At 52.0% G+C, this 23,067-nt stretch carries 38 protein-coding genes and 1 rRNA gene; 6 read left to right on the top strand and 33 right to left on the bottom strand.

What is annotated here, in order from left to right; translation table 11 throughout:
- Positions 1 to 17 precede the first annotated feature (17 nt).
- Together AOY23_RS20635 and AOY23_RS22765 are read right to left on the bottom strand one after the other, a co-directional pair.
- Positions 18 to 1,559, bottom strand: a 16S ribosomal RNA gene (locus AOY23_RS20635).
- Positions 1,560 to 1,701: 142 nt separating this feature from the next.
- Positions 1,702 to 2,016, bottom strand: coding sequence for a hypothetical protein (locus AOY23_RS22765; RefSeq protein ID WP_152958655.1), 315 nt, complete (start codon positions 2,014 to 2,016; stop codon positions 1,702 to 1,704).
- Positions 2,017 to 2,028: 12 nt separating this feature from the next.
- Between AOY23_RS22765 and AOY23_RS20630 the strand changes: the two genes are divergently transcribed.
- The gene (locus AOY23_RS20630) at positions 2,029 to 2,583 is read left to right on the top strand and encodes a gamma carbonic anhydrase family protein (RefSeq protein WP_054181077.1); all 555 of its coding nucleotides are present in this window, start codon (positions 2,029 to 2,031) and stop codon (positions 2,581 to 2,583) included.
- Here the strand turns inward: AOY23_RS20630 and AOY23_RS20625 are convergent.
- From AOY23_RS20625 to dprA, 6 genes are read right to left on the bottom strand one after another with little or no spacing between them, the layout of a single operon-like run.
- A complete protein-coding gene (locus AOY23_RS20625) occupies positions 2,559 to 2,816 on the bottom strand; it encodes a DUF1488 family protein (protein WP_054181078.1) in 258 nt (85 codons plus the stop codon). The genes AOY23_RS20630 and AOY23_RS20625 overlap by 25 nt on opposite strands.
- Complete coding sequence (gene aroE, locus AOY23_RS20620; protein WP_054181079.1) at positions 2,813 to 3,631, bottom strand: shikimate dehydrogenase; 819 nt, start codon at positions 3,629 to 3,631, stop codon at positions 2,813 to 2,815. Before aroE ends, AOY23_RS20625 begins: the two co-directional genes overlap by 4 nt.
- A 3-nt stretch (positions 3,632 to 3,634) precedes the next feature.
- Complete coding sequence (gene tsaC / locus AOY23_RS20615) at positions 3,635 to 4,207, bottom strand: L-threonylcarbamoyladenylate synthase type 1 TsaC (RefSeq protein WP_054181080.1); 573 nt, start codon at positions 4,205 to 4,207, stop codon at positions 3,635 to 3,637.
- Positions 4,200 to 4,754, bottom strand: a complete 555-nt coding sequence (locus AOY23_RS20610) for a DNA topoisomerase family protein (protein ID WP_054181081.1) — start codon at positions 4,752 to 4,754, stop codon at positions 4,200 to 4,202. Before AOY23_RS20610 ends, tsaC begins: the two co-directional genes overlap by 8 nt.
- Positions 4,755 to 4,780: 26 nt before the next feature.
- Complete coding sequence (smg, locus tag AOY23_RS20605) at positions 4,781 to 5,254, bottom strand: DUF494 family protein Smg (protein WP_038158479.1); 474 nt, start codon at positions 5,252 to 5,254, stop codon at positions 4,781 to 4,783.
- Complete coding sequence (gene dprA / locus AOY23_RS20600) at positions 5,226 to 6,350, bottom strand: DNA-protecting protein DprA (RefSeq protein WP_054181082.1); 1,125 nt, start codon at positions 6,348 to 6,350, stop codon at positions 5,226 to 5,228. The genes smg and dprA overlap by 29 nt, the downstream gene beginning before the upstream one ends.
- A 128-nt stretch (positions 6,351 to 6,478) precedes the next feature.
- Here dprA and def point away from each other — a divergent pair, with 128 nt between their 5' ends.
- From def to mscL, 5 genes are all read left to right on the top strand, one after another.
- The gene (def, locus tag AOY23_RS20595; protein ID WP_054181083.1) at positions 6,479 to 6,988 is read left to right on the top strand and encodes a peptide deformylase; all 510 of its coding nucleotides are present in this window, start codon (positions 6,479 to 6,481) and stop codon (positions 6,986 to 6,988) included.
- Between the two features lie 14 nt (positions 6,989 to 7,002).
- Positions 7,003 to 7,950 carry a methionyl-tRNA formyltransferase gene (gene fmt, locus AOY23_RS20590; protein WP_054181084.1) on the top strand — a complete coding sequence of 316 codons (948 nt, stop codon included), beginning with the start codon at positions 7,003 to 7,005 and terminating at the stop codon, positions 7,948 to 7,950.
- Between the two features lie 51 nt (positions 7,951 to 8,001).
- The gene (gene rsmB, locus AOY23_RS20585; RefSeq protein WP_054181108.1) at positions 8,002 to 9,291 is read left to right on the top strand and encodes a 16S rRNA (cytosine(967)-C(5))-methyltransferase RsmB; all 1,290 of its coding nucleotides are present in this window, start codon (positions 8,002 to 8,004) and stop codon (positions 9,289 to 9,291) included.
- 21 nt (positions 9,292 to 9,312) lie between these two features.
- Positions 9,313 to 10,689: a Trk system potassium transporter TrkA gene (gene trkA / locus AOY23_RS20580; RefSeq protein WP_054181085.1), complete on the top strand. Its 1,377-nt coding sequence runs from the start codon at positions 9,313 to 9,315 to the stop codon at positions 10,687 to 10,689.
- A gap of 147 nt (positions 10,690 to 10,836) precedes the next feature.
- A complete protein-coding gene (mscL, locus tag AOY23_RS20575; RefSeq protein ID WP_054181086.1) occupies positions 10,837 to 11,250 on the top strand; it encodes a large-conductance mechanosensitive channel protein MscL in 414 nt (137 codons plus the stop codon).
- Here the strand turns inward: mscL and AOY23_RS22185 are convergent.
- The 25 genes from AOY23_RS22185 to rplV form a co-directional block, all read right to left on the bottom strand.
- Entirely contained in the window at positions 11,186 to 11,467 is a 282-nt protein-coding gene (locus AOY23_RS22185) for an alternative ribosome-rescue factor A (RefSeq protein WP_072171077.1), read from the bottom strand. The two genes, mscL and AOY23_RS22185, sit on opposite strands and share 65 nt — an antisense overlap.
- Positions 11,468 to 11,524: 57 nt before the next feature.
- Positions 11,525 to 11,953, bottom strand: coding sequence for a Zn(2+)-responsive transcriptional regulator (gene zntR, locus AOY23_RS20570; RefSeq protein WP_054181087.1), 429 nt, complete (start codon positions 11,951 to 11,953; stop codon positions 11,525 to 11,527).
- Positions 11,954 to 11,955: 2 nt separating this feature from the next.
- Entirely contained in the window at positions 11,956 to 12,324 is a 369-nt protein-coding gene (locus AOY23_RS20565; protein ID WP_054181088.1) for a DnaJ family domain-containing protein, read from the bottom strand.
- A gap of 109 nt (positions 12,325 to 12,433) precedes the next feature.
- Positions 12,434 to 12,820, bottom strand: a complete 387-nt coding sequence (rplQ, locus tag AOY23_RS20560) for a 50S ribosomal protein L17 (protein WP_002919206.1) — start codon at positions 12,818 to 12,820, stop codon at positions 12,434 to 12,436.
- Positions 12,821 to 12,860: 40 nt separating this feature from the next.
- Positions 12,861 to 13,850, bottom strand: coding sequence for a DNA-directed RNA polymerase subunit alpha (locus AOY23_RS20555; protein WP_054181089.1), 990 nt, complete (start codon positions 13,848 to 13,850; stop codon positions 12,861 to 12,863).
- Positions 13,851 to 13,875: 25 nt separating this feature from the next.
- Complete coding sequence (gene rpsD, locus AOY23_RS20550) at positions 13,876 to 14,496, bottom strand: 30S ribosomal protein S4 (protein WP_038158499.1); 621 nt, start codon at positions 14,494 to 14,496, stop codon at positions 13,876 to 13,878.
- 34 nt (positions 14,497 to 14,530) lie between these two features.
- Positions 14,531 to 14,920: a 30S ribosomal protein S11 gene (gene rpsK / locus AOY23_RS20545; RefSeq protein ID WP_002919257.1), complete on the bottom strand. Its 390-nt coding sequence runs from the start codon at positions 14,918 to 14,920 to the stop codon at positions 14,531 to 14,533.
- A gap of 16 nt (positions 14,921 to 14,936) precedes the next feature.
- Complete coding sequence (rpsM, locus tag AOY23_RS20540) at positions 14,937 to 15,293, bottom strand: 30S ribosomal protein S13 (protein ID WP_038158502.1); 357 nt, start codon at positions 15,291 to 15,293, stop codon at positions 14,937 to 14,939.
- Between the two features lie 147 nt (positions 15,294 to 15,440).
- Positions 15,441 to 15,557 (bottom strand): 50S ribosomal protein L36, encoded by a 117-nt coding sequence (gene rpmJ, locus AOY23_RS22180; protein ID WP_000868187.1) that lies wholly within the window; start codon positions 15,555 to 15,557, stop codon positions 15,441 to 15,443.
- 31 nt (positions 15,558 to 15,588) lie between these two features.
- Positions 15,589 to 16,920 (bottom strand): preprotein translocase subunit SecY, encoded by a 1,332-nt coding sequence (secY, locus tag AOY23_RS20535; protein WP_038158504.1) that lies wholly within the window; start codon positions 16,918 to 16,920, stop codon positions 15,589 to 15,591.
- A gap of 7 nt (positions 16,921 to 16,927) precedes the next feature.
- Entirely contained in the window at positions 16,928 to 17,362 is a 435-nt protein-coding gene (rplO, locus tag AOY23_RS20530; RefSeq protein WP_054181090.1) for a 50S ribosomal protein L15, read from the bottom strand.
- Between the two features lie 3 nt (positions 17,363 to 17,365).
- Positions 17,366 to 17,545, bottom strand: coding sequence for a 50S ribosomal protein L30 (rpmD, locus tag AOY23_RS20525; RefSeq protein ID WP_001140434.1), 180 nt, complete (start codon positions 17,543 to 17,545; stop codon positions 17,366 to 17,368).
- A gap of 6 nt (positions 17,546 to 17,551) precedes the next feature.
- On the bottom strand, positions 17,552 to 18,052 hold the full coding sequence (gene rpsE / locus AOY23_RS20520) for a 30S ribosomal protein S5 (protein ID WP_049847029.1): 501 nt from the start codon (positions 18,050 to 18,052) through the stop codon (positions 17,552 to 17,554).
- A gap of 14 nt (positions 18,053 to 18,066) precedes the next feature.
- Positions 18,067 to 18,420: a 50S ribosomal protein L18 gene (gene rplR / locus AOY23_RS20515; protein WP_038158510.1), complete on the bottom strand. Its 354-nt coding sequence runs from the start codon at positions 18,418 to 18,420 to the stop codon at positions 18,067 to 18,069.
- 9 nt (positions 18,421 to 18,429) lie between these two features.
- The gene (gene rplF, locus AOY23_RS20510) at positions 18,430 to 18,963 is read right to left on the bottom strand and encodes a 50S ribosomal protein L6 (protein WP_054181091.1); all 534 of its coding nucleotides are present in this window, start codon (positions 18,961 to 18,963) and stop codon (positions 18,430 to 18,432) included.
- Positions 18,964 to 18,975: 12 nt separating this feature from the next.
- A complete protein-coding gene (gene rpsH, locus AOY23_RS20505; protein ID WP_012908428.1) occupies positions 18,976 to 19,368 on the bottom strand; it encodes a 30S ribosomal protein S8 in 393 nt (130 codons plus the stop codon).
- A 33-nt stretch (positions 19,369 to 19,401) separates the two neighbouring features.
- Positions 19,402 to 19,707 (bottom strand): 30S ribosomal protein S14, encoded by a 306-nt coding sequence (gene rpsN, locus AOY23_RS20500; protein WP_001118930.1) that lies wholly within the window; start codon positions 19,705 to 19,707, stop codon positions 19,402 to 19,404.
- Between the two features lie 14 nt (positions 19,708 to 19,721).
- Positions 19,722 to 20,261 carry a 50S ribosomal protein L5 gene (rplE, locus tag AOY23_RS20495; protein ID WP_049847031.1) on the bottom strand — a complete coding sequence of 180 codons (540 nt, stop codon included), beginning with the start codon at positions 20,259 to 20,261 and terminating at the stop codon, positions 19,722 to 19,724.
- Between the two features lie 14 nt (positions 20,262 to 20,275).
- Positions 20,276 to 20,590, bottom strand: a complete 315-nt coding sequence (gene rplX, locus AOY23_RS20490) for a 50S ribosomal protein L24 (protein WP_038158520.1) — start codon at positions 20,588 to 20,590, stop codon at positions 20,276 to 20,278.
- A 10-nt stretch (positions 20,591 to 20,600) separates the two neighbouring features.
- Positions 20,601 to 20,972, bottom strand: a complete 372-nt coding sequence (gene rplN, locus AOY23_RS20485; protein ID WP_004388611.1) for a 50S ribosomal protein L14 — start codon at positions 20,970 to 20,972, stop codon at positions 20,601 to 20,603.
- A gap of 167 nt (positions 20,973 to 21,139) precedes the next feature.
- The gene (rpsQ, locus tag AOY23_RS20480; RefSeq protein ID WP_024549501.1) at positions 21,140 to 21,394 is read right to left on the bottom strand and encodes a 30S ribosomal protein S17; all 255 of its coding nucleotides are present in this window, start codon (positions 21,392 to 21,394) and stop codon (positions 21,140 to 21,142) included.
- Complete coding sequence (gene rpmC, locus AOY23_RS20475) at positions 21,394 to 21,585, bottom strand: 50S ribosomal protein L29 (protein WP_004388609.1); 192 nt, start codon at positions 21,583 to 21,585, stop codon at positions 21,394 to 21,396. Before rpmC ends, rpsQ begins: the two co-directional genes overlap by 1 nt.
- A complete protein-coding gene (gene rplP / locus AOY23_RS20470) occupies positions 21,585 to 21,995 on the bottom strand; it encodes a 50S ribosomal protein L16 (protein ID WP_002919759.1) in 411 nt (136 codons plus the stop codon). Before rplP ends, rpmC begins: the two co-directional genes overlap by 1 nt.
- Before the next feature lie 12 nt (positions 21,996 to 22,007).
- Positions 22,008 to 22,709, bottom strand: a complete 702-nt coding sequence (rpsC, locus tag AOY23_RS20465) for a 30S ribosomal protein S3 (protein ID WP_000529945.1) — start codon at positions 22,707 to 22,709, stop codon at positions 22,008 to 22,010.
- A 17-nt stretch (positions 22,710 to 22,726) separates the two neighbouring features.
- Positions 22,727 to 23,059, bottom strand: coding sequence for a 50S ribosomal protein L22 (gene rplV, locus AOY23_RS20460; RefSeq protein ID WP_002919773.1), 333 nt, complete (start codon positions 23,057 to 23,059; stop codon positions 22,727 to 22,729).
- Positions 23,060 to 23,067: the final 8 nt, after the last annotated feature.

Below are 23,067 nucleotides of genomic sequence, written 5' to 3'. Positions count from 1 at the left end.
AGGCAGGTTCTTTCAGGTAAGGAGGTGATCCAACCGCAGGTTCCCCTACGGTTACCTTGTTACGACTTCACCCCAGTCATGAATCACAAAGTGGTAAGCGCCCTCCCGAAGGTTAAGCTACCTACTTCTTTTGCAACCCACTCCCATGGTGTGACGGGCGGTGTGTACAAGGCCCGGGAACGTATTCACCGTGGCATTCTGATCCACGATTACTAGCGATTCCGACTTCGTGGAGTCGAGTTGCAGACTCCAGTCCGGACTACGACATACTTTATGAGGTCCGCTTGCTCTCGCGAGGTCGCTTCTCTTTGTATATGCCATTGTAGCACGTGTGTAGCCCTGGTCGTAAGGGCCATGATGACTTGACGTCATCCCCACCTTCCTCCAGTTTATCACTGGCAGTCTCCTTTGAGTTCCCGGCCGGACCGCTGGCAACAAAGGATAAGGGTTGCGCTCGTTGCGGGACTTAACCCAACATTTCACAACACGAGCTGACGACAGCCATGCAGCACCTGTCTCACGGTTCCCGAAGGCACATTCTCATCTCTGAAAACTTCCGTGGATGTCAAGACCAGGTAAGGTTCTTCGCGTTGCATCGAATTAAACCACATGCTCCACCGCTTGTGCGGGCCCCCGTCAATTCATTTGAGTTTTAACCTTGCGGCCGTACTCCCCAGGCGGTCGACTTAACGCGTTAGCTCCGGAAGCCACGCCTCAAGGGCACAACCTCCAAGTCGACATCGTTTACGGCGTGGACTACCAGGGTATCTAATCCTGTTTGCTCCCCACGCTTTCGCACCTGAGCGTCAGTCTTTGTCCAGGGGGCCGCCTTCGCCACCGGTATTCCTCCAGATCTCTACGCATTTCACCGCTACACCTGGAATTCTACCCCCCTCTACAAGACTCAAGCCTGCCAGTTTCGGATGCAGTTCCCGGGTTGAGCCCGGGGATTTCACATCCGACTTGACAGACCGCCTGCGTGCGCTTTACGCCCAGTAATTCCGATTAACGCTTGCACCCTCCGTATTACCGCGGCTGCTGGCACGGAGTTAGCCGGTGCTTCTTCTGCGGGTAACGTCAATTGCTGCGGTTATTAACCACAACACCTTCCTCCCCGCTGAAAGTACTTTACAACCCGAAGGCCTTCTTCATACACGCGGCATGGCTGCATCAGGCTTGCGCCCATTGTGCAATATTCCCCACTGCTGCCTCCCGTAGGAGTCTGGACCGTGTCTCAGTTCCAGTGTGGCTGGTCATCCTCTCAGACCAGCTAGGGATCGTCGCCTAGGTGAGCCGTTACCCCACCTACTAGCTAATCCCATCTGGGCACATCTGATGGCATGAGGCCCGAAGGTCCCCCACTTTGGTCCGAAGACGTTATGCGGTATTAGCTACCGTTTCCAGTAGTTATCCCCCTCCATCAGGCAGTTTCCCAGACATTACTCACCCGTCCGCCGCTCGCCGGCGGGAAAGCAAGCTTTCCCCCGCTGCCGCTCGACTTGCATGTGTTAGGCCTGCCGCCAGCGTTCAATCTGAGCCATGATCAAACTCTTCAATTCAAGTTTGATGCTCTAAGAATTAAACTTCGTAATGAATTACGTGTTCACTCTTTGAGACTTGGTATTCATTTTTCGTCCGAAGACGTTNGACGTTAAGAATCCATGTCACTCCGAGTGCCCACACAGATTGTCTGATAAATTGTTAAAGAGCAGTTGCGACGCGGCTTACAGCGCACTGTCGCGAGGTGGCGTATATTACGCTTTCCTCTTTCAGAGTCAACCCTAATTTCTCAGGATTTTTCTCTTCAGCCGTTCCGACCATCTGGTGAAGTGATTCACGTTGTCGTCTCAACGGAGGCGCATTATAGGGATCCCATTTTTTTGCACAAGCGTTTTTTGGATCTTTTTTTCTGACTGCTGATTTTTCGGGCTTTTCGCGCTGATCCTGTACGATCTGCTGCTTTTTTGAGGTGTGAAAGCCCCGCCGATAGTCGATAATGCAGCGATACGTGATCAAACAGAGGTAATCATGTCTGCACAGCTTCGTCCTTATAAGGATACTTTTCCCAAACTCGGTCAAAACGTGATGATTGATCCCACCAGCGTGGTGATTGGTGACGTGCGTTTAGCTGATGACGTCAGCATCTGGCCGCTGGTTGCCATCCGCGGCGATGTCAATTACGTCTCTGTCGGGGCCCGCAGCAATATCCAGGACGGTAGCGTTCTCCATGTCACCCATAAGTCCTCTTCTAACCCGGAAGGCAATCCCCTGATTGTGGGAGACGATGTCACCGTGGGACATAAAGTGATGCTGCATGGCTGCACGATTGGCAATCGCGTACTGGTAGGAATGGGCTCTATTCTGCTCGACGGTGTGATGGTTGAGGATGATGTGATGATTGGCGCCGGGAGTCTTGTACCGCAGAACAAGCGCCTGGAGAGCGGCTATCTCTATTTAGGCAGCCCGGTGAAACAGATCCGCCCCCTGACGGAAGCGGAAATTGCGGGGCTACGCTATTCTGCGAACAACTACGTGACATGGAAGAATGACTATCTGAATCAGGAGAGCCAGAACCAGCCCTGACTGTCATCCTGTTCTTCGCGAATCATCTGTTCGGCCGCGTCTTCCAGATCCCAACGGTGTTCGCGAAAAACAGCCAGCCACGTTTCTGGCGTATCGCCGCCAAAGTGATGCGTCAGCGTTTCCCCTTTGATGGCACAGGTCAGTTGCATGCCATTAACCAGCGCCGGGAAAATCACCGCGCGTAGTTCATCATCCCAGATCTCTCTGTCGGGAAACTGGATCGCCTGATTCACGCCTGCAGTTCCCGGGAAAGCGCTGCGATCACCGGCGTGGTTTCAGGCAATACGCCGTGCCAGAGCAATACCGCATGCGCCGCCTGAGCCACCAGCATCCCTAACCCATCAGCACACATTTTCGCGCCATGTTGCTCGCACCAGCGCAGAAAGGGCGTATTGCCTTTCTGATAAAACATGTCATAGCAGCGAACATGCGCATTAATGAGGGAAGAAGGAATTGCAGGTACCTCACCGCCAATGCCGCTCGACGTGGCATTAATAATGAGGTCAAACTCCAGCCCGTTGAGTCGGTTAATTTCAACGGCGTTGATGCTACCTGTATGGGCAAAGAGCTGCGCCAGCTCCTGAGCGCGGGAAAACGTCCGGTTAGTCATCGTGACGGCACAGTTCAGCGACAGCAGCGGCAGTAAAACACCCCGCGCCGCGCCGCCAGCACCCACCAGCAGAATACGAAAGCCCGGTTTGATGAGGTCAAGACGTTCCAGATCGCTAAGCAGGCCGATCCCGTCGGTGTTATCACCCAGTAAACGCCCGTCCTCCAGCCGCTTAAGCGTATTAACCGCACCGGCCAGCGCAGCACGCTCGGTGAGTTCATCCGCTCTGGCGAATGCCTCTTCTTTAAAAGGAACGGTTACGTTAGCGCCCTTACCACCCGCGGCGAAAAAGGCATTCAGGGTGTTAGTGAAATCATCCACCGATGCCAGCACTCGCCCATACGGATGTTCAATATGGAGTTGTTTCGCAAACTGCTGATGGATAAACGGCGATTTGCTGTGTGCGATCGGATTACCAAAGACAGCGTAAGTTTCCATATATTACCCCTGGCGAAAGCGTTCACCCGTCAGCGCATCCCGAATCTCCGAAGGATTCAGGCGACCGCCGGTGAGGCCGTTCACAACCGGAAAATCGTCACCAAACTGTGCGCGGACCTCTTCTGTCGTACGACACGGCGGCAATCCGGTCAGATTAGCACTGGTGGAGACAATCGGTTTGCCGTAAGCACGGCAGAGTTCTATTACCAGCGGATGGTCAGTGACACGCACCGCCAGCGAGTCGAAACGCCCGGTCAGCCAGCGTGGCGTCGTGGCACGTGCCGGGAAAACAAAGGTGACAGGCCCCGGCCAGCAGGAAAACACGGCGGCGCGTTGTTCGTCTGTCAGCCGGGAATCGTCGATGTAGGGTTTGAGCTGTTCAAAATCGGCAGCGATCAGAATCAGACCTTTTTCAACCGGTCGCTGTTTGAGATCCAGCAATTTCATGACCGCAGTTTCGCTGTCCGGGTCGCAACCGACACCAAAAACAGCTTCTGTGGGATAGGCGATGACGTTTTCATTATTTAACACCGCAACAGCATGAGATACGGTGTCTGATGGCAGGTAATTATTCACTGATTTGTTCCGCCGTTACCGGCTTTCCACATTGTTTACTGGCACAGAAACGCTTCACGCCCTGTGCGGTTTTCTTTTCGATGAGCAGCGGGTAATGGCATTCCGGACATTCGCCCGCCACGGGTTTGAAATTGATAACGAACTGACATTCCGGATAGCGATCGCAGGAATGAAAGGTTTTACCATAGCGCGAGCGGCGCTGGACGAGGTGGCCCTGATGACACTGCGGGCAGCTAATCGCCGTTTCATCGGGCTTGTCGATGACTTCGGTATGTTCACACTCAGGGTATTGGCTGCACCCAATGAACATACCAAAACGCCCCTGGCGCAACACCAGCTCTGCGCCACAGGCAGGGCATAACTGCCCCTCCAGAACTTTTACGATGTGCCCATCCGCCTGGGTCTTCAGGGGACGGACGTAATCGCATTCCGGATAATGAGAGCAGCCGAGAAACGGACCGTGTTTCCCGGATCGGATAACCAGTTCAGCCCCGCATTGAGGGCAGGGCTCATTTTTACGCACCGTAAACAGTGCTGATTTGACCATAACAACTCTTGATGCCGCACAAATGATTAATGCAGCATACCTTCATTCACTTCGAAGAGTAATTCTTCCATTTGTTGGTACGCGTTTTCACAACCCGGGATGTTAAACAGCACCATCAGAATGACCCACTTAAGGTCTTCCAGATCGAATTCTGCGGCATCCAGCGCCATGACGCGTTCGATCACCATTTCACGCGTTTCGAGGTTTAGCACCTGAATCTGCTCCAGGAATAACAAGAATCCCCGGCAACTGGCATCCAGCCGTTGGCACTCTTCTTCCGTATAAATACGAACGGAGAGTGGGTCAGAAGCGAGCTGCATCGGTTCGGCGAGGCCTTCCTGATAGTCAGCGAGCTTTTCAAGCCACAACAGCGCGTTATAAATATCCTCACGATCAAAACCGGCGTCGGTAAGGTCCCGCGTCAGTTTGTCCTGATCCACGCGCATTTCAGCTTCGTTATGGATGTAAGTCTCAAACAAATACATTAGTACGTCGAACATGGCATGCCCTCCTTAAACGGACATAGCCGCCGGGTACAGCTGCGATCCACCCTGCTAACTCCAGTTCGAGTAGCTGAGCCACCGTTACTGGCACAGGTTGGCCGGCACGTTCAGCGACGACGTCAACAGGTGTTACCTCATCTCCTACGTTAGCCAGGAGCTCTGGAAATGGCAATGCCACAGTCTGATGATCCGGTGAATAAATTGCTTTTTCAGCGTCATCTGGCACCCATCGGGAGCCATATTGCAAATTTTCCAGGATTTCCTCGGGTGAGTTCACGAGAATCGCGCCCTGCCGAATCAGCCAGTGCGGGCCCTCCGTACCGGGGTGACCAACCGGGCCGGGCAAGGCAAAGACGTCTCTTCCCTGTTCGAGCGCACATCTGGCGGTAACCAGTGAACCGCTCTTTAGCGCCGCTTCAACGACGAATACTCCCATGCTTAGACCACTGATGACCCGGTTTCGCCGGGGAAAGTGGTGAGCCAGCGGTTTGGTCAACAATGGAAACTCAGACACCAGCGCGCCACCCGTTTCCAGAATTTGCTTCGCCAACGAAAGATGCCGCCGCGGATGAATTAATGAAAGCCCGTGTCCCAGCACAGCGATGGTTTTCCCTTTGGCTTTCAATGCCGCGCGGTGAGCTACACCGTCAATCCCCAGCGCCAGCCCGCTGGTGATCGTCAAACCGTGTGCCGCCAGCGTCTCGCAGAAAAGGCTGCCCCACCGTTCGCCATACCAGGAATGGGCCCGGCTTCCCACCACGGCCAGTTGCGGGGAATGAAGCACTGTGGGATCGCCTGCAACAAACAATAGCGCGGGGTAATCCACGATGGCGCGTAACGCTTCGGGGTACGCACTGCTGTCTGCGGTAATCAAATGATGGTCTGGCTTCTCAAGCCATTGCAGAGAGGTTTCCAGTTCGGTATCAGAAACAGCGAGAAACTGCGCCGCTTGTCTGGCGGAAAGACCCGCCTGCAGCAGGGCACGCTTTTCTACAGAAGGAGACGTTTTCAGCGCCCGAAACGCGTCCAGCATAACGTCACCGTATATTCCGGCTACCGCCATCAGACGCAACCCTATCTCTGTTGATGTCATCTCTTCTCCCTGCCACAAGCGGCTTCGGCAATCCTTGCGATTGGTCAGTGATGCTGTCAATCAGGTGGGGTTTTGTCTAGAATAGTAGTAATTATCTTTTCAACTCCTGAATACGACTCTGGAAATTTATGGCAGTTTTGCAAGTGTTACATATTCCGGACGAGCGCCTTCGCAAAGTCGCTACGCCGGTCAAAGAAGTGAATGCAGAAATTCAGCGTATCGTCGATGATATGTTCGAGACGATGTACGCCGAAGAAGGTATCGGTCTGGCGGCAACGCAGGTGGATATCCATCAGCGCATCATCGTGATTGATGTTTCCGAAAATCGCGACGAACGACTGGTACTGATCAACCCGGAACTGCTGGAAAAAAGCGGTGAAACCGGTATTGAAGAAGGTTGTCTTTCTATTCCGGAGCAACGCGCTCTGGTGCCGCGCGCCGAGAAAGTGAAAATCCGTGCGCTGGACCGTGAAGGCACATCATACGAACTGGAAGCCGATGGCCTGCTGGCAATCTGTATTCAGCATGAAATGGATCACCTGGTCGGCAAGCTGTTTATCGATTATCTGTCGCCGCTGAAGCAACAACGTATTCGTCAGAAAGTTGAGAAACTCGACCGTCTGAATGCGAGAGCTTAAGGACAAGAATCAACGTGTCAGACTCACTACGTATTATTTTTGCGGGTACACCTGACTTTGCAGCGCGTCATCTTGACGCGCTGTTGTCGTCTGAGCATCAGATTGTCGGCGTGTTTACCCAACCCGATCGCCCTGCGGGTCGCGGCAAGAAGCTGATGCCGAGCCCGGTAAAGGTGCTCGCCGAAGAAAAAGGTCTACCAGTTTTCCAGCCTGTCTCGCTTCGCCCGCAGGAAAACCAGCAGCTCGTTGCTGATCTTAACGCCGATGTCATGGTCGTCGTGGCATATGGCCTGATTCTGCCGAAAGCCGTGCTGGATATGCCTCGTCTTGGCTGTATCAACGTGCATGGTTCCCTGCTGCCACGCTGGCGCGGTGCTGCACCCATCCAGCGTTCGCTGTGGGCCGGTGATGCCGAAACTGGCGTGACCATCATGCAGATGGATGTGGGTCTTGATACCGGCGATATGCTCTGTAAGCTTGCCTGCCCGATTACGCCTGACGATACCAGCGCATCGCTGTACGACAAACTGGCCGGAATGGGACCTGAAGGTCTGCTGCTCACACTGAACCAGCTTGCGCGCGGCACGGCAAAACCCGAAGTGCAGGATGAATCACTGGTCACCTATGCTGAGAAACTCAGCAAGGAAGAGGCGCGCGTTGACTGGTCACTATCCGCCGCTCAGCTTGAACGTAATATTCGTGCTTTCAATCCCTGGCCGATGAGCTATATCGTCATTGACGATCAACCGGTTAAAGTCTGGCAGGCGTCGGTTATTGATACACCCGCGAATGCTGAACCCGGCACCATCATTGAGGCCAATAAAAACGGCATTCAGGTCGCGACAGGCGATGGCATTTTAAACCTGCAATCGCTACAGCCTGCAGGGAAGAAAGCGATGAACGTGCAGGATCTGTTAAATTCCCGTCGGGAGTGGTTTATTCCCGGTAATCGTCTCGCCTGAGGGTGAAACGTCTTAAGCCCGGTGTTACCGGGCATTTTTGTTTTTGCGGTTATGAAAAAAAATACAAATTTACGCAGCCTTGCGGCTCAGGCCGTGGAGCAGGTAGTTGAAAACGGGCAATCGCTCAGCAATGTTCTCCCGCCGCTCCAGCAAAAAGTGTCAGACAAAGATAAAGCACTGCTCCAGGAGCTCTGCTTTGGTGTTTTGCGCACCCTTTCTCAGCTGGAATGGCTGATCAATCAGCTCATGTCGCGCCCGATGACGGGCAAACAACGCACAATCCACTACCTGATCATGGTGGGTTTCTATCAGCTACTTTATACCCGAATTCCGCCGCACGCCGCGCTGGCAGAGACCGTAGAAGGCGCGGTTGCTATCAAACGTCCGCAGCTAAAAGGGCTGATCAATGGTGTACTGCGCCAGTTTCAGCGCCAGCAAGAAGCGTTACTTAGCGCGTTTGCGCAAAGCGAAAGCCGTTCGCTTCATCCTTCCTGGTTGTTAAAACGACTTCAAAAAGCATATCCGCAGCAGTGGGAAACCATTGTTGAGGCCAATAACCAACGGCCGCCGATGTGGCTGCGCATTAACCGTAATCATCACAGTCGCGATGCGTGGCTGGCCTTGCTGGAAGAAGCAGGTCATAAAGGTTTTACGCATCCCGACTACCCGGACGCCATCCGGCTGGAATCCCCGCTACCCGTTCACGCCCTGCCGGGTTTTGAAGAAGGATGGGTGACCGTCCAGGATGCCTCCGCGCAGGGTTGCATTACGTACCTGGCGCCAGAAAATGGCGAGCAGATCCTCGACCTCTGCGCGGCGCCGGGTGGTAAAACGACGCATATTCTGGAGGCAGCGCCAGACGCGCAGGTGATGGCCGTCGATGTGGATGAAAAACGACTCTCCCGCGTGTATGACAACCTGAAACGCCTGGGAATGAAAGCGCAGGTGAAACAAGGCGACGGTCGCTATCCTGCGCAGTGGTGCGATGGTATACAGTTTGATCGTATCCTGCTGGATGCTCCCTGTTCTGCGACCGGCGTGATTCGCCGCCATCCTGATATCAAATGGCTGCGTCGCGATCGTGATATTCCTGAACTTGCCGGTCTGCAACGCGAAATTCTCGATGCAGTGTGGCCGCATCTGAAGTCTGGCGGTACGCTGGTTTATGCTACCTGTTCCATTCTTCCTGAAGAGAACAGCGAACAAATACGCGCGTTTCTGGAACGTACGCCTGATGCGGTATTGAGTGGCACCGGTACACCAGAGGATCCGGGCAAGCAAAACCTGCCTGCTGCGGAAGAAGGCGATGGCTTCTTTTACGCTAAGCTAATCAAGAAATGATCGGATAACGGATCGCGACAGATGAAAATTATCATACTTGGTGCGGGTCAGGTTGGCGGCACCCTGGCGGAAAACCTGGTGGGCGAGAATAACGACATTACCGTTGTCGACATCAATGGCGAACGTCTGCACAGCCTGCAGGATAAATTCGATCTCCGTGTCGTGCAGGGCCATGGTTCGCATCCCCGCGTGCTGCGCGAAGCCGGTGCCGACGACGCAGATATGCTCGTTGCCGTGACCAGCTCGGACGAAACCAATATGGTGGCCTGCCAGGTCGCCTACTCCCTGTTTAACACACCAAATCGTATCGCGCGCATCCGTGCGCCTGACTACGTCCGTGATGCCGAGAAACTATTTCATTCCGAAGCGGTGCCGATCGATCATTTGATTGCCCCGGAGCAACTGGTCATCGACAGCATTTATCGCCTGATCGAATATCCTGGCGCGCTACAGGTGGTGAATTTTGCCGAAGGTAAGGTGAGTCTTGCGGTGGTTAACGCCTACTATGGCGGCCCGCTGGTGGGCAATGCGCTGTCGACCATGCGCGAGCATATGCCGCATATCGATACCCGCGTGGCGGCGATTTTCCGCCACGACAGGCCGATCCGTCCTCAGGGTTCGACCATTGTGGAGGCCGGTGATGAGGTTTTCTTCATTGCTGCCTCACAGCATATTCGCGCCGTCATGAGCGAAATGCAGCGTCTGGAGAAACCCTATAAGCGCATCATGCTCGTGGGCGGCGGTAACATTGGTGCAGGGCTGGCCCAGCGTCTGGAGAAAGACTACAGCGTCAAACTGATCGAGCGCGATCAGCAGCGTGCCGCAGAGCTGGCCGAGAAGCTGCAAAATACGATCGTGTTCTTCGGCGATGCGTCGGATCAGGAACTGCTGACGGAAGAGCATATCGATCAGGTTGATCTCTTTATCGCGGTCACCAACGATGACGAAGCGAACATCATGTCGGCGATGCTGGCGAAACGCATGGGGGCGAAAAAGGTGATGGTGCTGATCCAGCGCCGCGCTTATGTCGATCTCGTGCAGGGCAGCGTTATTGATATCGCCATTTCTCCGCAGCAGGCGACGATTTCCGCCTTGCTGAGCCATGTGCGTAAAGCAGATATTGTCGGTGTGTCTTCGTTGCGCAGAGGCGTTGCCGAAGCCATTGAAGCCGTTGCCCACGGTGATGAAACCACATCCAGAGTGGTCGGCAGGGTGATTGATGAAATTAAACTGCCGCCGGGAACCATTATTGGCGCCGTCGTGCGTGGAAATGATGTCATGATCGCTAATGATAATCTTCGCATTGAACAGGGCGATCACGTGATTATGTTCCTGACGGATAAAAAGTTTATTACTGATGTTGAACGACTTTTCCAGCCAAGTCCTTTCTTCCTTTAATTTCCAGCGACGCGCCCTCAGGGGCGCTTTCTTCATTAACCCTTTATTATTTAAGGGCTAATCAATTATTTTGATTCTCTGTGTCTAATGGAAATTGACTAAACATTTGTTAAACTTATAAACGTCAGCTGGCACATGGAGAAAAAAATGAGCTTACTTAAAGAGTTTCGCGAATTCGCGATGCGCGGGAATGTTGTCGATTTAGCCGTGGGTGTCATTATTGGTGCCGCATTTGGCAAAATCGTATCATCACTGGTTGCCGATATTATTATGCCGCCCCTGGGGTTGTTAATTGGCGGGGTAGATTTCAAGCAATTTGCCTGGACACTGCGCCCGGCAGTCGGGGATATCCCGGCGGTAGTGATGCACTATGGCGTTTTCATTCAGAATATTTTTGACTTTATCATCGTTGCCTTTGCTATTTTCATGGCAATCAAACTGATGAATAAACTTCGTCGCAATAATGAAGTCGAAGCGAAAGAACCACCGGCACCGACTAAAGAAGAAGTCCTGCTATCTGAAATTCGCGATCTGCTGAAAGAACAAAATAACCGTTCATAATCTGACGCGTAAAAGCCAGAAGGCCAGTGGTAAAAAAGCATTTTGCTTTCTTGCCACTGGCCTCCCAGTTACCCCGTTTTTCGTGCTTATCTTTGCGTAAATAACTGCCTTTCCCTTTCTTGTTCTTCTCAACGCGCTGGCGGAACAGCGGGTCATGAAGTAAAGCCTCAATGGCGTTATCCTTAATTTGCCCCTTCTTGTGCTGATAGCGGCTCATAATTTCTCCAGATTGTATGTTTTGACGGCGGGAGTGTAATCCTCGCATTAAAAAAGATCAACGTGCAGAAAGTGGTGGCGTACTCGCACCTTGCTCCAGCGCTTCGAGGATAGAGCAATACACGCTGCTGTGCGCGGTACCGCAACATGCGTCGTTCAGGCGCTGCAACGAGCGGCGCATTGTCTGCAGCTCTTCAATTCGCTCTTCGACTTCGCTTAATCGTGCCTGAACAATGCTTTTGGACTCCTGACAGGTATGGTGTTCAGGATCGATACGGATCGAGAGCAGTTCACGGATCGATTCCAACGTAAACCCCAGTTGTCGCGCATAGCGAATAAAGCGCAGCCGTTGCAGATCATTGTCAGAATAGAGACGAAAACCGCCCTCTGTACGGACATCGTGGTCCATCATTTGCTGTTTTTCGTAATAACGGATCGTATCCGGGGTGACATCTGCTAATTTCGCCAGTTCGCCTATACGGTACATATTCAGCCCTCATTCATTTTCTGTATCAGCCGGTCTGCATATTCGCCGCGCAGAAAATCGGTGTTCAACCCTGCCTGACGCAATTTCAGCTCCAGCAGCGTCAGTCTGCGGTTCAGTTCATGATAGCGGGGATCGCCTTCCCGTACGCTCTGTAAGAGATCCCTGAGCTCAAGCGCTTCTTTCCGCTGAGCAAGTTCCGGCGGTAAACAACCCGCATTTTTCAACAGGCGATAACCCGCCCGTAGTTCCTCCGGAATATGGGAGTCGTCCTCGAGATGCAACGGTTCACCCGTGCCGGGTAGATCATCAAACTCACCGCTTTTTTGGGCATCAAGGATATGGCGTTCCGCCCACTGATCAAGCAACCACATACGCTGTCTCCAGGGGATTGAACAAAAAGTGTATGAATATTGTAGTGAGATGGGGGTGCGGAGGATATAAAAAAACCCGCCGAAGCGGGTTTTTCTACGTTACTACAGATTACTCTGCAGCAGCTTCTGCTTTCGGCTCGGCGCGATCAACCAGCTCGATGTAAGCCATCGGAGCGTTGTCACCAGCACGGAAGCCACACTTCAGAATGCGAGTGTAACCACCGGCACGGCTCGCGAAACGCGGGCCCAGCTCGTTAAACAGTTTTGCCACGATCTCGTTATCACGAGTGCGGGCGAATGCCAGACGACGATTAGCTACGCTATCAGTCTTGGCAAGAGTAATCAGCGGCTCAACTACGCGACGCAGTTCTTTCGCTTTCGGCAGGGTCGTCTTGATGATCTCATGACGAACCAGCGAACCTGCCATGTTGCGGAACATAGCCTGGCGATGGCTGCTGTTGCGGTTCAGTTGACGACCACTCTTACGATGGCGCATGACCTTATCCTTCTCAGTAAAACCTTAACCTGTGATCCGGTTACTCGTCAGCAATGCTTGCCGGTGGCCAGTTTTCCAGGCGCATGCCCAGAGACAGACCACGGGAGGCCAGCACGTCTTTAATCTCGGTAAGAGATTTTTTACCCAGGTTCGGCGTTTTCAGCAACTCAACCTCGGTACGCTGTACCAGATCACCGATATAGTGGATAGCTTCTGCCTTGAGGCAGTTAGCAGAGCGGACAGTCAATTCCAGATCGTCAACAGGGCGCAGCAGGATCGGATCGAATTCTGGTTTCTCTTCTTTAACTTCCGGCTGACGTACATCACGTAAATCAACGAAAGCTTCAAGTTGTTCAGCCAGGATGGTTGCCGCACGACGAATCGCCTCTTCAGGATCGATTGTGCCGTTGGTTTCCATTTCGATGACCAGCTTGTCCAGGTCGGTGCGCTGTTCTACACGCGCTGCTTCAACATTGTAGGCAATACGCTCTACAGGGCTGTAGCAGGCGTCGACCAGCAGACGTCCGATCGGGCGCTCATCTTCTTCCGAATGAATTCGGGAAGACGCCGGCACATAACCACGACCGCGCTGAACTTTGATACGCATGCTAATAGATGCGTTTTCATCGGTCAGGTGGCAGATAACGTGCTGCGGCTTGACGATTTCGACATCACCGTCGTGGGTAATGTCGGCTGCGGTCACAGGGCCAATGCCAGATTTATTCAAAGTAAGAATAACTTCATCTTTACCATGAACTTTCACCGCCAGCCCTTTCAGGTTGAGCAGGATTTCCAGGATATCTTCCTGAACGCCTTCTTTGGTGCTGTACTCGTGCAGTACACCATCAATCTCAACCTCGGTCACCGCGCAACCCGGCATTGATGAAAGCAGAATACGGCGCAGTGCGTTACCCAGAGTATGGCCAAAGCCACGCTCTAAAGGCTCAAGGGTCACCTTGGCGTGCGTCGAACTCACTTGCTCGATATCTACCAGGCGCGGTTTTAGAAACTCTGTCACAGAACCCTGCATTGTGTCCTCTCTTTGGTACTAAGCTTTACTTGGAGTAAAGCTCGACGATCAGGTGTTCGTTAATGTCCGCAGACAGATCAGAACGTTCCGGCTGACGCTTGAACGTACCTTCCATCTTGCCAGCATCAACTTCCAGCCAGGTTGGCTTTTCACGCTGCTCAGCCAGCTCCAGAGCGGCTTTCACGCGAGACTGCTTTTTCGCTTTCTCACGAATGCTAACAACGTCATTCGCTTTAACCTGATAAGAAGCGATGTTAACAACACGACCGTTTACCATGATAGCCTTGTGGCTAACCAGCTGGCGTGCTTCTGCACGAGTGGCGCCGAAGCCCATACGGTATACAACGTTGTCCAGACGACCTTCCAGCAGAGCCAACAGGTTTTCACCGGTGTTGCCTTTCAGACGTGCTGCTTCTTTATAATAGTTACGGAACTGACGCTCCAGCACACCGTAGATACGGCGAACTTTTTGCTTTTCACGCAACTGCACACCATAGTCAGACAGACGCGGTTTACGCGCACCGTGCTGGCCAGGAGCTTGTTCAATTTTACACTTGGTATCGATCGCGCGAACGCCAGACTTCAGGAAGAGGTCTGTGCCCTCGCGACGGCTCAGCTTGAGCTTAGGACCCAAATATCTTGCCATTTTCTTTCTCCAACAATCCTAGAAAACGACCGCGTTATACGCGACGTTTTTTCGGCGGACGACAACCGTTGTGAGGGATCGGAGTCACATCAGTAATATTAGTGATGCGGAAACCAGCGGCGTTCAGAGCACGAATAGTAGATTCGCGACCCGGACCCGGTCCCTTGACCATAACTTCCAGATTCTTGATGCCGTATTCTTTTACGGCTTCAGCGCAACGCTCTGCTGCAACCTGAGCTGCGAACGGAGTGGATTTGCGTGAACCACGGAAACCGGAACCACCGGCTGTTGCCCAACCCAAAGCGTTACCCTGACGATCAGTAATAGTAACGATGGTGTTGTTGAAAGAAGCATGGATATGAGCCACGCCGTCAGAGACTTGTTTTCTTACACGCTTACGTGCACGAATTGGTGCCTTTGCCATTATTCAATCACCCCGATTATTTCTTGATCGGTTTGCGCGGACCCTTACGGGTACGTGCGTTGGTCTTGGTACGCTGACCGCGAACCGGGAGACCACGACGATGACGCAAACCACGGTAGCAACCAAGGTCCATCAGACGCTTGATGCTCAGGGTGATTTCACGACGCAGATCACCTTCAACGACGAATTTACCTACTTCGTCGCGCAACGTATCGATCTGTTCTTCAGACAGCTCACTGATCTTAACATGTTCAGCGATTCCCGCTGAGGCACAAATTGCCTTAGAACGGGTCTTGCCGATACCGAAAATTGCAGTTAACGCGATTACGGTATGTTTGTGATCAGGAATGTTAATGCCTGCTATACGGGCCACTATGCACTCCTATTATTTGAATTGCACGTTCCATGCTGAAAAGCCCGTTTTCAGGATACTCAAATGGAAACGCACAGACATACAAAAGATTGGCTGGCTAATCTAGCCAGCTCAACCCAACTTTGCAAGAAAAATATGCGAAATAAATCAGCCTTGGCGCTGTTTATGTTTCGGCTCGGCACTGCAAATCACACGGATGACACCATCACGCTTAACGATTTTGCAGTTACGGCATAATTTCTTGACGGAAGCACGAACTTTCATTTTTACTCTCCGTAACTTCTCGGGCGACCAATTAACGGCCGTAGCCTTTCAGGTTCGCCTTCTTCAATGCAGACTCATACTGACTGGACATCATCAGAGTTTGCACTTGAGCCATAAAGTCCATAATCACGACGACAACGATAAGCAGTGAGGTCCCACCGAAGTAGAACGGCACTTTCATTGCATCACGCATGAACTCCGGGATCAGGCAGATAAAAGTAATATACAACGCACCGATTAGAGTCAGGCGAGTCATTACCTTATCGATATACTTCGCCGTTTGCTCTCCCGGACGAATTCCTGGTACAAATGCACCGGACTTCTTCAGGTTATCTGCTGTTTCACGCGGGTTGAAGACCAACGCCGTGTAGAAGAAACAGAAGAAGATGATTGCAGACGCATAGAGTAACACATAAAGCGGTTGCCCAGGCTGCAAATACAGCGAAATTGTTGTCAGCCAGTTCCAACCAGTACCGCCCCCGAACCATGACGCGATGGTCGCCGGGAACAGAATAATACTGGAAGCGAAGATTGCCGGGATTACCCCCGCCATATTCACTTTCAGCGGCAAATGTGTGCTCTGTGCAGCATAGACACGACGACCTTGTTGACGCTTAGCGTAGTTCACCACAATGCGGCGTTGACCACGTTCTACGAAGACAACAAAGAAGGTCACTGCAAATACTAATACTGCAACCAACAGCAACAGGAGGAAGTGCAGGTCGCCTTGACGCGCTTGCTCGATAGTATGGGCAATGGCTGGCGGGAGTCCCGCAACGATACCAGCGAAGATAATGATCGAAATACCGTTACCGATACCTCGTTCAGTAATCTGTTCGCCGAGCCACATCAGGAACATCGTTCCTGTGACCAGACTGACAACAGCGGTGAAATAGAATGCAAAGCCTGGGTTAATAACCAGGCCCTGCATACCAGGCATATTCGGCAGACCGGTAGCAATACCGATCGACTGGAATATTGCCAGCACCAGAGTACCGTAGCGGGTGTACTGGCTGATCTTACGACGACCAGACTCCCCTTCTTTCTTAATTTCTGCCAGCGTTGGGTGAACCACCGTCAGCAGCTGGATAATAATTGATGCCGAAATATACGGCATAATACCCAGAGCAAAGATAGAAGCACGGCTGAGAGCACCACCAGAGAACATGTTAAACATTTCAATGATGGTGCCTCGCTGTTGCTCAAGCAGTTTGGCAAGTACAGCGGCATCGATACCAGGGATCGGAATAAAAGAGCCAATTCGGAACACAATCAGCGCGCCGATAACAAACAAAAGTCTGCGTTTCAGTTCGCCGAAACCGCCTTTGGCACTTTGAAAATCTAATCCCGGTTGCTTAGCCATCTGCTACTTATTCCTCAATTTTACCGCCAGCAGCTTCGATAGCAGCACGAGCGCCTTTAGTAACACGCAGGCCACGAACAGTTACCGGACGAGATACTTCACCAGCCAGGATCACTTTCGCGAACTCGATCTGGATGCCGATAATGTTAGCCGCTTTCAGCGTGTTCAGGTCAACTACGTCGCCTTCTACTTTAGCCAGATCGGACAGACGAATTTCTGCCGTAATCATTGCTTTACGTGAAGTGAAACCGAATTTCGGCAGACGACGGTACAGAGGCATCTGACCACCCTCGAAACCGCGACGTACGCCACCGCCAGAACGAGATTTCTGACCTTTGTGACCACGACCACCGGTTTTACCGAGGCCAGAACCGATACCACGACCCAGGCGTTTACCCGCCTTTTTGGAGCCTTCGGCCGGAGACAGAGTATTTAAACGCATCTCTTACTCCTCAACTTTAACCATGAAGGAAACCGCGTTGACCATACCACGAACGGCAGGAGTATCCTCACGTTCTACAGTATGACCAATACGACGCAGACCCAGGCCAAGCAGCGTTGCCTTGTGTTTCGGCAGACGACCGATTGCACTGCGGGTTTGAGTGATTTTAATAGTCTTTGCCATGGTCAATTACCCCAGAATTTCTTCAACGGATTTACCACGCTTGGCAGCGACCATTTCTGGAGAATTCATATTTTCCAGGCCATCGATAGTTGCACGAACCACGTTAATCGGGTTAGTGGAACCATACGCTTTAGCCAGAACGTTACGAACTCCAGCGACTTCCAGAACGGCGCGCATTGCACCACCGGCGATGATACCGGTACCTTCGGAAGCCGGCTGCATGAATACACGAGAACCCGTGTGAGTACCCTTAACCGGGTGCTGCAGGGTGCCGTGGTTCAGCGCGACGTTAATCATATTGCGACGGGCTTTTTCCATCGCTTTCTGGATCGCTGCCGGAACTTCGCGTGCTTTACCGTAACCAAAACCAACGCGACCGTTACCATCACCAACAACAGTCAGAGCTGTGAAGGAGAAAATACGACCACCTTTAACGGTTTTAGATACGCGGTTTACCGCGATCAGCTTTTCCTGCAGTTCGCCAGCTTGTTTTTCGATGTGAGCCATCTTACACCTCTACCTTAGAACTGAAGGCCAGCTTCACGGGCAGCATCTGCCAGTGCCTGGACACGACCATGATATTGGAACCCGGAACGGTCAAAGGAAACATCTTTGATGCCTTTTTCCAGAGCGCGTTCAGCGACAGCTTTACCCACAGCTGCTGCAGCGTCTTTGTTACCGGTGTACTTCAGTTGTTCAGCGATAGCTTTTTCTACAGTAGAAGCAGCTACCAGAACTTCAGAACCGTTCGATGCAATGACCTGTGCGTAAATATGACGCGGGGTACGATGTACCACCAAGCGAGTTGCACCCAGCTCCTGGAGCTTGCGGCGTGCGCGGGTCGCACGACGGATACGAGCAGATTTCTTATCCATAGTGTTACCTTACTTCTTCTTAGCCTCTTTGGTACGCACGACTTCGTCGGCGTAACGAACACCCTTGCCTTTATAAGGCTCAGGACGACGGTAGGCGCGCAGATCTGCTGCAACCTGGCCGATCATCTGCTTATCAGCGCCTTTCAGCACGATTTCAGTCTGAGACGGACATTCTGCAGTGATACCGGCCGGCAGCTGATGATCAACCGGATGGGAGAAACCCAGAGCCAGGTTAACAACATTGCCTTTAACCGCTGCACGATAACCTACACCAACCAGCTGCAGCTTCTTAGTGAAGCCTTCGGTAACACCGACAACCATTGAGTTCAGCAGGGCACGCGCGGTACCAGCCTGAGCCCAACCATCTGCGTAACCATCACGCGGACCGAAGGTCAGTGCATTATCTGCATGTTTAACTTCAACAGCATCGTTGAGAGTACGAGTCAGCTCGCCGTTTTTACCTTTGATCGTAATAACCTGACCGTTGATTTTTACATCAACGCCGGCAGGAACAACGACCGGTGCTTTAGCAACACGAGACATTTTTTCCTCCGATTAGGCTACGTAGCAGATAATTTCGCCACCAAGACCAGCCTGGCGCGCTGCACGATCAGTCATAACACCTTTAGAGGTAGAAACAACCGCGATACCCAGACCCGCCATAACTTTCGGCAGCTCATCTTTTCTTTTATAGATGCGCAGACCTGGGCGGCTGACACGCTGAATGCTTTCTACAACAGCTTTCCCCTGGAAGTACTTGAGAGTCACTTCCAGTTCCGGCTTGGTGTCGCCTTCAACTTTAAAATCTTCGATAAAACCTTCTTCCTTCAGCACGTTGGCGATTGCCACTTTCAGCTTGGAGGAAGGCATGGTGACCGCAGCTTTGTTCGCGGCCTGACCGTTACGGATACGGGTCAGCATATCCGCGATCGGATCTTGCATGCTCATCTGTCTTTACTCCCGTGATTCAATTGGTGACAATTACCAGCTAGCCTTTTTCAGACCCGGGATTTCACCGCGCATAGCGGCTTCACGGACCTTAATACGGCTCAACCCGAACTTCCGCAGGAAACCATGCGGACGACCTGTTTGACGGCAGCGATTACGCTGACGAGACGGGCTGGAATCACGCGGCAGAGTCTGCAGCTTGAGAACTGCGTTCCAACGATCTTCGTCGGAAGCGTTCACATCAGAGATGATCGCTTTCAGTTCAGCGCGTTTCGCGAAGTATTTATCAGCTAAAGCTACGCGTTTTACTTCGCGTGCTTTCATTGATTGCTTAGCCATTCAGTAACCCTACCTTACTTGCGGAACGGGAAGTCAAAGGCAGCCAGCAGAGCACGGCCTTCTTCGTCAGAAGTCGCAGTAGTGGTAATGGTAATATCCAAACCACGAACGCGGTCGACTTTGTCATAGTCGATTTCTGGGAAGATGATCTGCTCACGGACACCCATGCTGTAGTTACCACGACCATCGAAAGACTTCGTAGACAGGCCACGGAAGTCACGAATACGCGGTACAGCAATAGTGATCAGGCGCTCAAAGAACTCCCACATGCGTTCGCCACGCAGAGTTACTTTACAGCCGATCGGATAGCCCTGACGGATTTTGAAGCCTGCAACAGATTTGCGTGCTTTGGTGATCAGCGGTTTTTGACCGGAGATTGCTGCCAGGTCAGCTGCTGCGTTATCCAGCAGTTTCTTGTCAGCGATCGCTTCACCAACACCCATATTCAGGGTGATCTTCTCGACCCGAGGGACTTGCATGACAGAATTGTAGTTAAACTCAGTCATGAGTTTCTTAACTACTTCGTCTTTGTAGTAATCATGCAGTTTCGCCATCGTACTACTCCAAATTACTTGATAGTTTCGCTATTAGACTTGAAGAAACGGACTTTTTTGCCGTCTTCGAATCTAAAGCCTACACGGTCAGCCTTGCCGGTTGCCGTATTGAAGATTGCAACGTTAGAAACCTGAATAGCAGCTTCTTTTTCAACGATGCCACCCGGTTGGTTCAGGGCCGGAACCGGCTTCTGATGTTTCTTAACCAGGTTGATACCTTCAACAATGATCTTGCCGGAAGACAGAACATTCTTAACTTTACCGCGCTTACCTTTATCTTTACCGGTTAACACGATAACTTCGTCATCACGACGGATTTTCGCTGCCATGATTCGCTCCTTAGAGTACTTCTGGTGCCAGAGAGATGATTTTCATAAACTTCTCAGAACGAAGTTCACGAGTTACCGGCCCAAAAATACGCGTACCGATAGGCTGCTCGCTGTTGTTGTTCAGAAGAACACAAGCATTGCCATCGAAGCGAACGACAGAACCGTCAGGGCGACGAACACCCTTCTTGGTGCGCACCACTACCGCCTTCAGCACATCACCTTTTTTGACCTTACCACGCGGAATTGCTTCTTTGATGGTGATCTTGATGATGTCGCCTACGCCTGCGTAGCGACGGTGCGAGCCACCCAGAACCTTGATACACATTACGCGACGCGCACCGGAGTTGTCGGCGACGTTCAGCATAGTCTGTTCTTGGATCATTTCAGTGCTCCGCTAATGTCAACTACTACTGAGACCCCAAAATTAGGGTCGTTAAAAAAACCCCCATATCGAGGGCGCAGCATTATAACACCGCTCTCAGGATAAGGGTAGAAAAAATAAACGGCTCATCGCTGAGCCGTTTATCCGTATCGAGATTGCGTACTGTATTACAGAACCGCTTTCTCTACAACGCGAACCAGAGTCCAGGACTTAGTCTTGGACAGCGGACGGCATTCGCGGATTTCAACCACGTCACCGATACCGCTTTCGTTGTTCTCGTCATGTACGTGCAGTTTGGTCGTACGTTTGATGAATTTACCGTAGATCGGGTGTTTCACAAAACGCTCGATGGCAACAACAATGGATTTCTCCATTTTGTCACTCACAACGCGACCTTGCAGAGTACGGATTTTATCGGTCATTACGCACCCGCCTTCTCAGTCAGTAAAGTCTTAACGCGTGCAACATCACGACGAACCTGTTTCAGCAGGTGAGTCTGTTGCAGCTGGCCACTTGCAGCCTGCATGCGCAGATTGAACTGCTCGCGCAGCAGGTTCAGCAGCTCAGTGTTCAGCTCTTCAACGCTTTTTTCACGCAGCTCTTTTGCTTTCATTACATCACCGTCTTAGTTACAAAGGTGGTTTTGATCGGCAGTTTCGCTGCTGCCAGGCCGAATGCTTCACGGGCCAGCTCTTCCGGTACGCCGTCCATTTCATACAGGACTTTACCCGGCTGAATCAAGGCAACCCAATACTCCACGTTACCTTTACCTTTACCCATACGAACTTCCAGCGGCTTCTCGGTGATCGGTTTGTCCGGGAATACACGGATCCAGATCTTACCTTGACGCTTCACTGCACGGGTCATTGCACGACGTGCTGCTTCGATCTGACGTGCAGTCAGACGACCACGGCCAACAGCTTTCAGACCGAAAGTGCCGAAGCTAACATCCGTACCCTGCGCCAGACCACGGTTGCGGCCTTTGTGCACTTTACGGAATTTTGTACGCTTTGGTTGTAACATCAGCGACGCTCCTTATTTACGGCCTTTACGCTGCTGCTTTTTAGGTTGAGCAGCCGGTTTTTCCGGTTGTTCAACAGCAGCCATACCACCCAGGATCTCACCTTTGAAGATCCACACTTTAACGCCGATTACACCGTAAGTGGTGTGCGCTTCAGAGGTGTTGTAGTCAATGTCAGCACGCAGAGTGTGCAGCGGTACGCGACCTTCACGGTACCATTCGGTACGTGCGATTTCCGCGCCGCCCAGACGGCCGCTAACTTCAACTTTGATACCTTTAGCGCCCAGACGCATGGCGTTCTGTACAGCACGCTTCATCGCACGACGGAACATAACACGACGTTCCAGCTGAGAAGTGATGCTGTCAGCAACCAGTTTTGCGTCCAGTTCAGGTTTACGAACTTCGGCGATATTGATCTGTGCAGGAACGCCAGCGATATCCGCTACGACCTTGCGCAGTTTTTCTACGTCTTCGCCTTTCTTACCGATAACGATACCCGGGCGAGCAGTGTGAATAGTCACACGGATGCTCTTAGCCGGACGCTCGATCACGATACGAGATACGGACGCTTTTGCCAGTTCCTTTGTCAGGTACTGACGTACTTTAAAATCGCTGTCCAGGTTGTCAGCGAATTCTTTGGTGTTCGCGAACCAGGTAGAGTTCCAAGGTTTGACAATACCCAGGCGAATACCATTAGGATGTACTTTCTGACCCATTGCTAGTCTCCAGAGTCTCAGCGATCGGACACAACCACAGTGATGTGGCTGGTGCGCTTCAGGATGCGATCTGCACGACCTTTCGCACGCGGCATAATGCGCTTCATGCTCGGGCCTTCGTCTACGAAAATTTTCGCAACTTTCAGATCGTCAATGTCAGCGCCATCGTTGTGTTCAGCGTTAGCAATGGCAGATTCCAGAACTTTCTTGACCAGTACAGCCGCTTTCTTATTGGTGTAGGTCAGAATATCCAGGGCCTGCGACACTTTCTTACCGCGAATCAGGTCAGCAACAAGGCGGACCTTCTGAGCAGAAGAACGAGCATGGCGATGTTGAGCTAAAGTTTCCATCTCTTCCT

This window comes from Trabulsiella odontotermitis, assembly GCF_001297775.1.
GTDB lineage: Bacteria > Pseudomonadota > Gammaproteobacteria > Enterobacterales > Enterobacteriaceae > Trabulsiella > Trabulsiella odontotermitis.
The sequence above is the reverse complement of the archived record's forward strand: the minus strand, read 5'-3'. Positions and strand labels throughout refer to the sequence as shown.

Excerpts from the sequence above, each read along its gene's own strand:
- dprA (WP_054181082.1), bottom strand. The coding sequence starts at position 6,350 with ATGACATCAACAGAGATAGGGTTGCGTCTGATGGCGGTAGCCGGAATA.
- rpsK (WP_002919257.1), bottom strand. The coding sequence starts at position 14,920 with ATGGCAAAGGCACCAATTCGTGCACGTAAGCGTGTAAGAAAACAAGTC.
- rplQ (WP_002919206.1), bottom strand. The coding sequence starts at position 12,820 with ATGCGCCATCGTAAGAGTGGTCGTCAACTGAACCGCAACAGCAGCCAT.
- rplX (WP_038158520.1), bottom strand. The coding sequence starts at position 20,590 with ATGGCAGCGAAAATCCGTCGTGATGACGAAGTTATCGTGTTAACCGGT.
- rplP (WP_002919759.1), bottom strand. The coding sequence starts at position 21,995 with ATGTTACAACCAAAGCGTACAAAATTCCGTAAAGTGCACAAAGGCCGC.
- rplN (WP_004388611.1), bottom strand. The coding sequence starts at position 20,972 with ATGATCCAAGAACAGACTATGCTGAACGTCGCCGACAACTCCGGTGCG.
- rpsH (WP_012908428.1), bottom strand. The coding sequence starts at position 19,368 with ATGAGCATGCAAGATCCGATCGCGGATATGCTGACCCGTATCCGTAAC.
- AOY23_RS20555 (WP_054181089.1), bottom strand. The coding sequence starts at position 13,850 with ATGCAGGGTTCTGTGACAGAGTTTCTAAAACCGCGCCTGGTAGATATC.
- AOY23_RS22185 (WP_072171077.1), bottom strand. The coding sequence starts at position 11,467 with ATGAGCCGCTATCAGCACAAGAAGGGGCAAATTAAGGATAACGCCATT.
- rpsE (WP_049847029.1), bottom strand. The coding sequence starts at position 18,052 with ATGGCTCACATCGAAAAACAAGCTGGCGAACTGCAGGAAAAGCTGATC.
- rplE (WP_049847031.1), bottom strand. The coding sequence starts at position 20,261 with ATGGCGAAACTGCATGATTACTACAAAGACGAAGTAGTTAAGAAACTC.
- rpsD (WP_038158499.1), bottom strand. The coding sequence starts at position 14,496 with ATGGCAAGATATTTGGGTCCTAAGCTCAAGCTGAGCCGTCGCGAGGGC.
- rsmB (WP_054181108.1), top strand. The coding sequence starts at position 8,002 with ATGAAAAAAAATACAAATTTACGCAGCCTTGCGGCTCAGGCCGTGGAG.
- rpsQ (WP_024549501.1), bottom strand. The coding sequence starts at position 21,394 with ATGACCGATAAAATCCGTACTCTGCAAGGTCGCGTTGTGAGTGACAAA.
- secY (WP_038158504.1), bottom strand. The coding sequence starts at position 16,920 with ATGGCTAAGCAACCGGGATTAGATTTTCAAAGTGCCAAAGGCGGTTTC.
- rpsC (WP_000529945.1), bottom strand. The coding sequence starts at position 22,709 with ATGGGTCAGAAAGTACATCCTAATGGTATTCGCCTGGGTATTGTCAAA.
- rpsN (WP_001118930.1), bottom strand. The coding sequence starts at position 19,707 with ATGGCTAAGCAATCAATGAAAGCACGCGAAGTAAAACGCGTAGCTTTA.
- rpmJ (WP_000868187.1), bottom strand. The coding sequence starts at position 15,557 with ATGAAAGTTCGTGCTTCCGTCAAGAAATTATGCCGTAACTGCAAAATC.
- mscL (WP_054181086.1), top strand. The coding sequence starts at position 10,837 with ATGAGCTTACTTAAAGAGTTTCGCGAATTCGCGATGCGCGGGAATGTT.
- aroE (WP_054181079.1), bottom strand. The coding sequence starts at position 3,631 with ATGGAAACTTACGCTGTCTTTGGTAATCCGATCGCACACAGCAAATCG.
- rpmD (WP_001140434.1), bottom strand. The coding sequence starts at position 17,545 with ATGGCAAAGACTATTAAAATCACTCAAACCCGCAGTGCAATCGGTCGT.
- AOY23_RS20610 (WP_054181081.1), bottom strand. The coding sequence starts at position 4,754 with ATGGTCAAATCAGCACTGTTTACGGTGCGTAAAAATGAGCCCTGCCCT.
- zntR (WP_054181087.1), bottom strand. The coding sequence starts at position 11,953 with ATGTACCGTATAGGCGAACTGGCGAAATTAGCAGATGTCACCCCGGAT.
- rpmC (WP_004388609.1), bottom strand. The coding sequence starts at position 21,585 with ATGAAAGCAAAAGAGCTGCGTGAAAAAAGCGTTGAAGAGCTGAACACT.
- AOY23_RS20565 (WP_054181088.1), bottom strand. The coding sequence starts at position 12,324 with ATGTGGTTGCTTGATCAGTGGGCGGAACGCCATATCCTTGATGCCCAA.
- rplF (WP_054181091.1), bottom strand. The coding sequence starts at position 18,963 with ATGTCTCGTGTTGCTAAAGCACCGGTCGTTGTTCCTGCCGGCGTTGAT.
- rplR (WP_038158510.1), bottom strand. The coding sequence starts at position 18,420 with ATGGATAAGAAATCTGCTCGTATCCGTCGTGCGACCCGCGCACGCCGC.
- smg (WP_038158479.1), bottom strand. The coding sequence starts at position 5,254 with ATGTTCGACGTACTAATGTATTTGTTTGAGACTTACATCCATAACGAA.
- def (WP_054181083.1), top strand. The coding sequence starts at position 6,479 with ATGGCAGTTTTGCAAGTGTTACATATTCCGGACGAGCGCCTTCGCAAA.
- trkA (WP_054181085.1), top strand. The coding sequence starts at position 9,313 with ATGAAAATTATCATACTTGGTGCGGGTCAGGTTGGCGGCACCCTGGCG.
- rplO (WP_054181090.1), bottom strand. The coding sequence starts at position 17,362 with ATGCGTTTAAATACTCTGTCTCCGGCCGAAGGCTCCAAAAAGGCGGGT.
- AOY23_RS20630 (WP_054181077.1), top strand. The coding sequence starts at position 2,029 with ATGTCTGCACAGCTTCGTCCTTATAAGGATACTTTTCCCAAACTCGGT.
- rplV (WP_002919773.1), bottom strand. The coding sequence starts at position 23,059 with ATGGAAACTTTAGCTCAACATCGCCATGCTCGTTCTTCTGCTCAGAAG.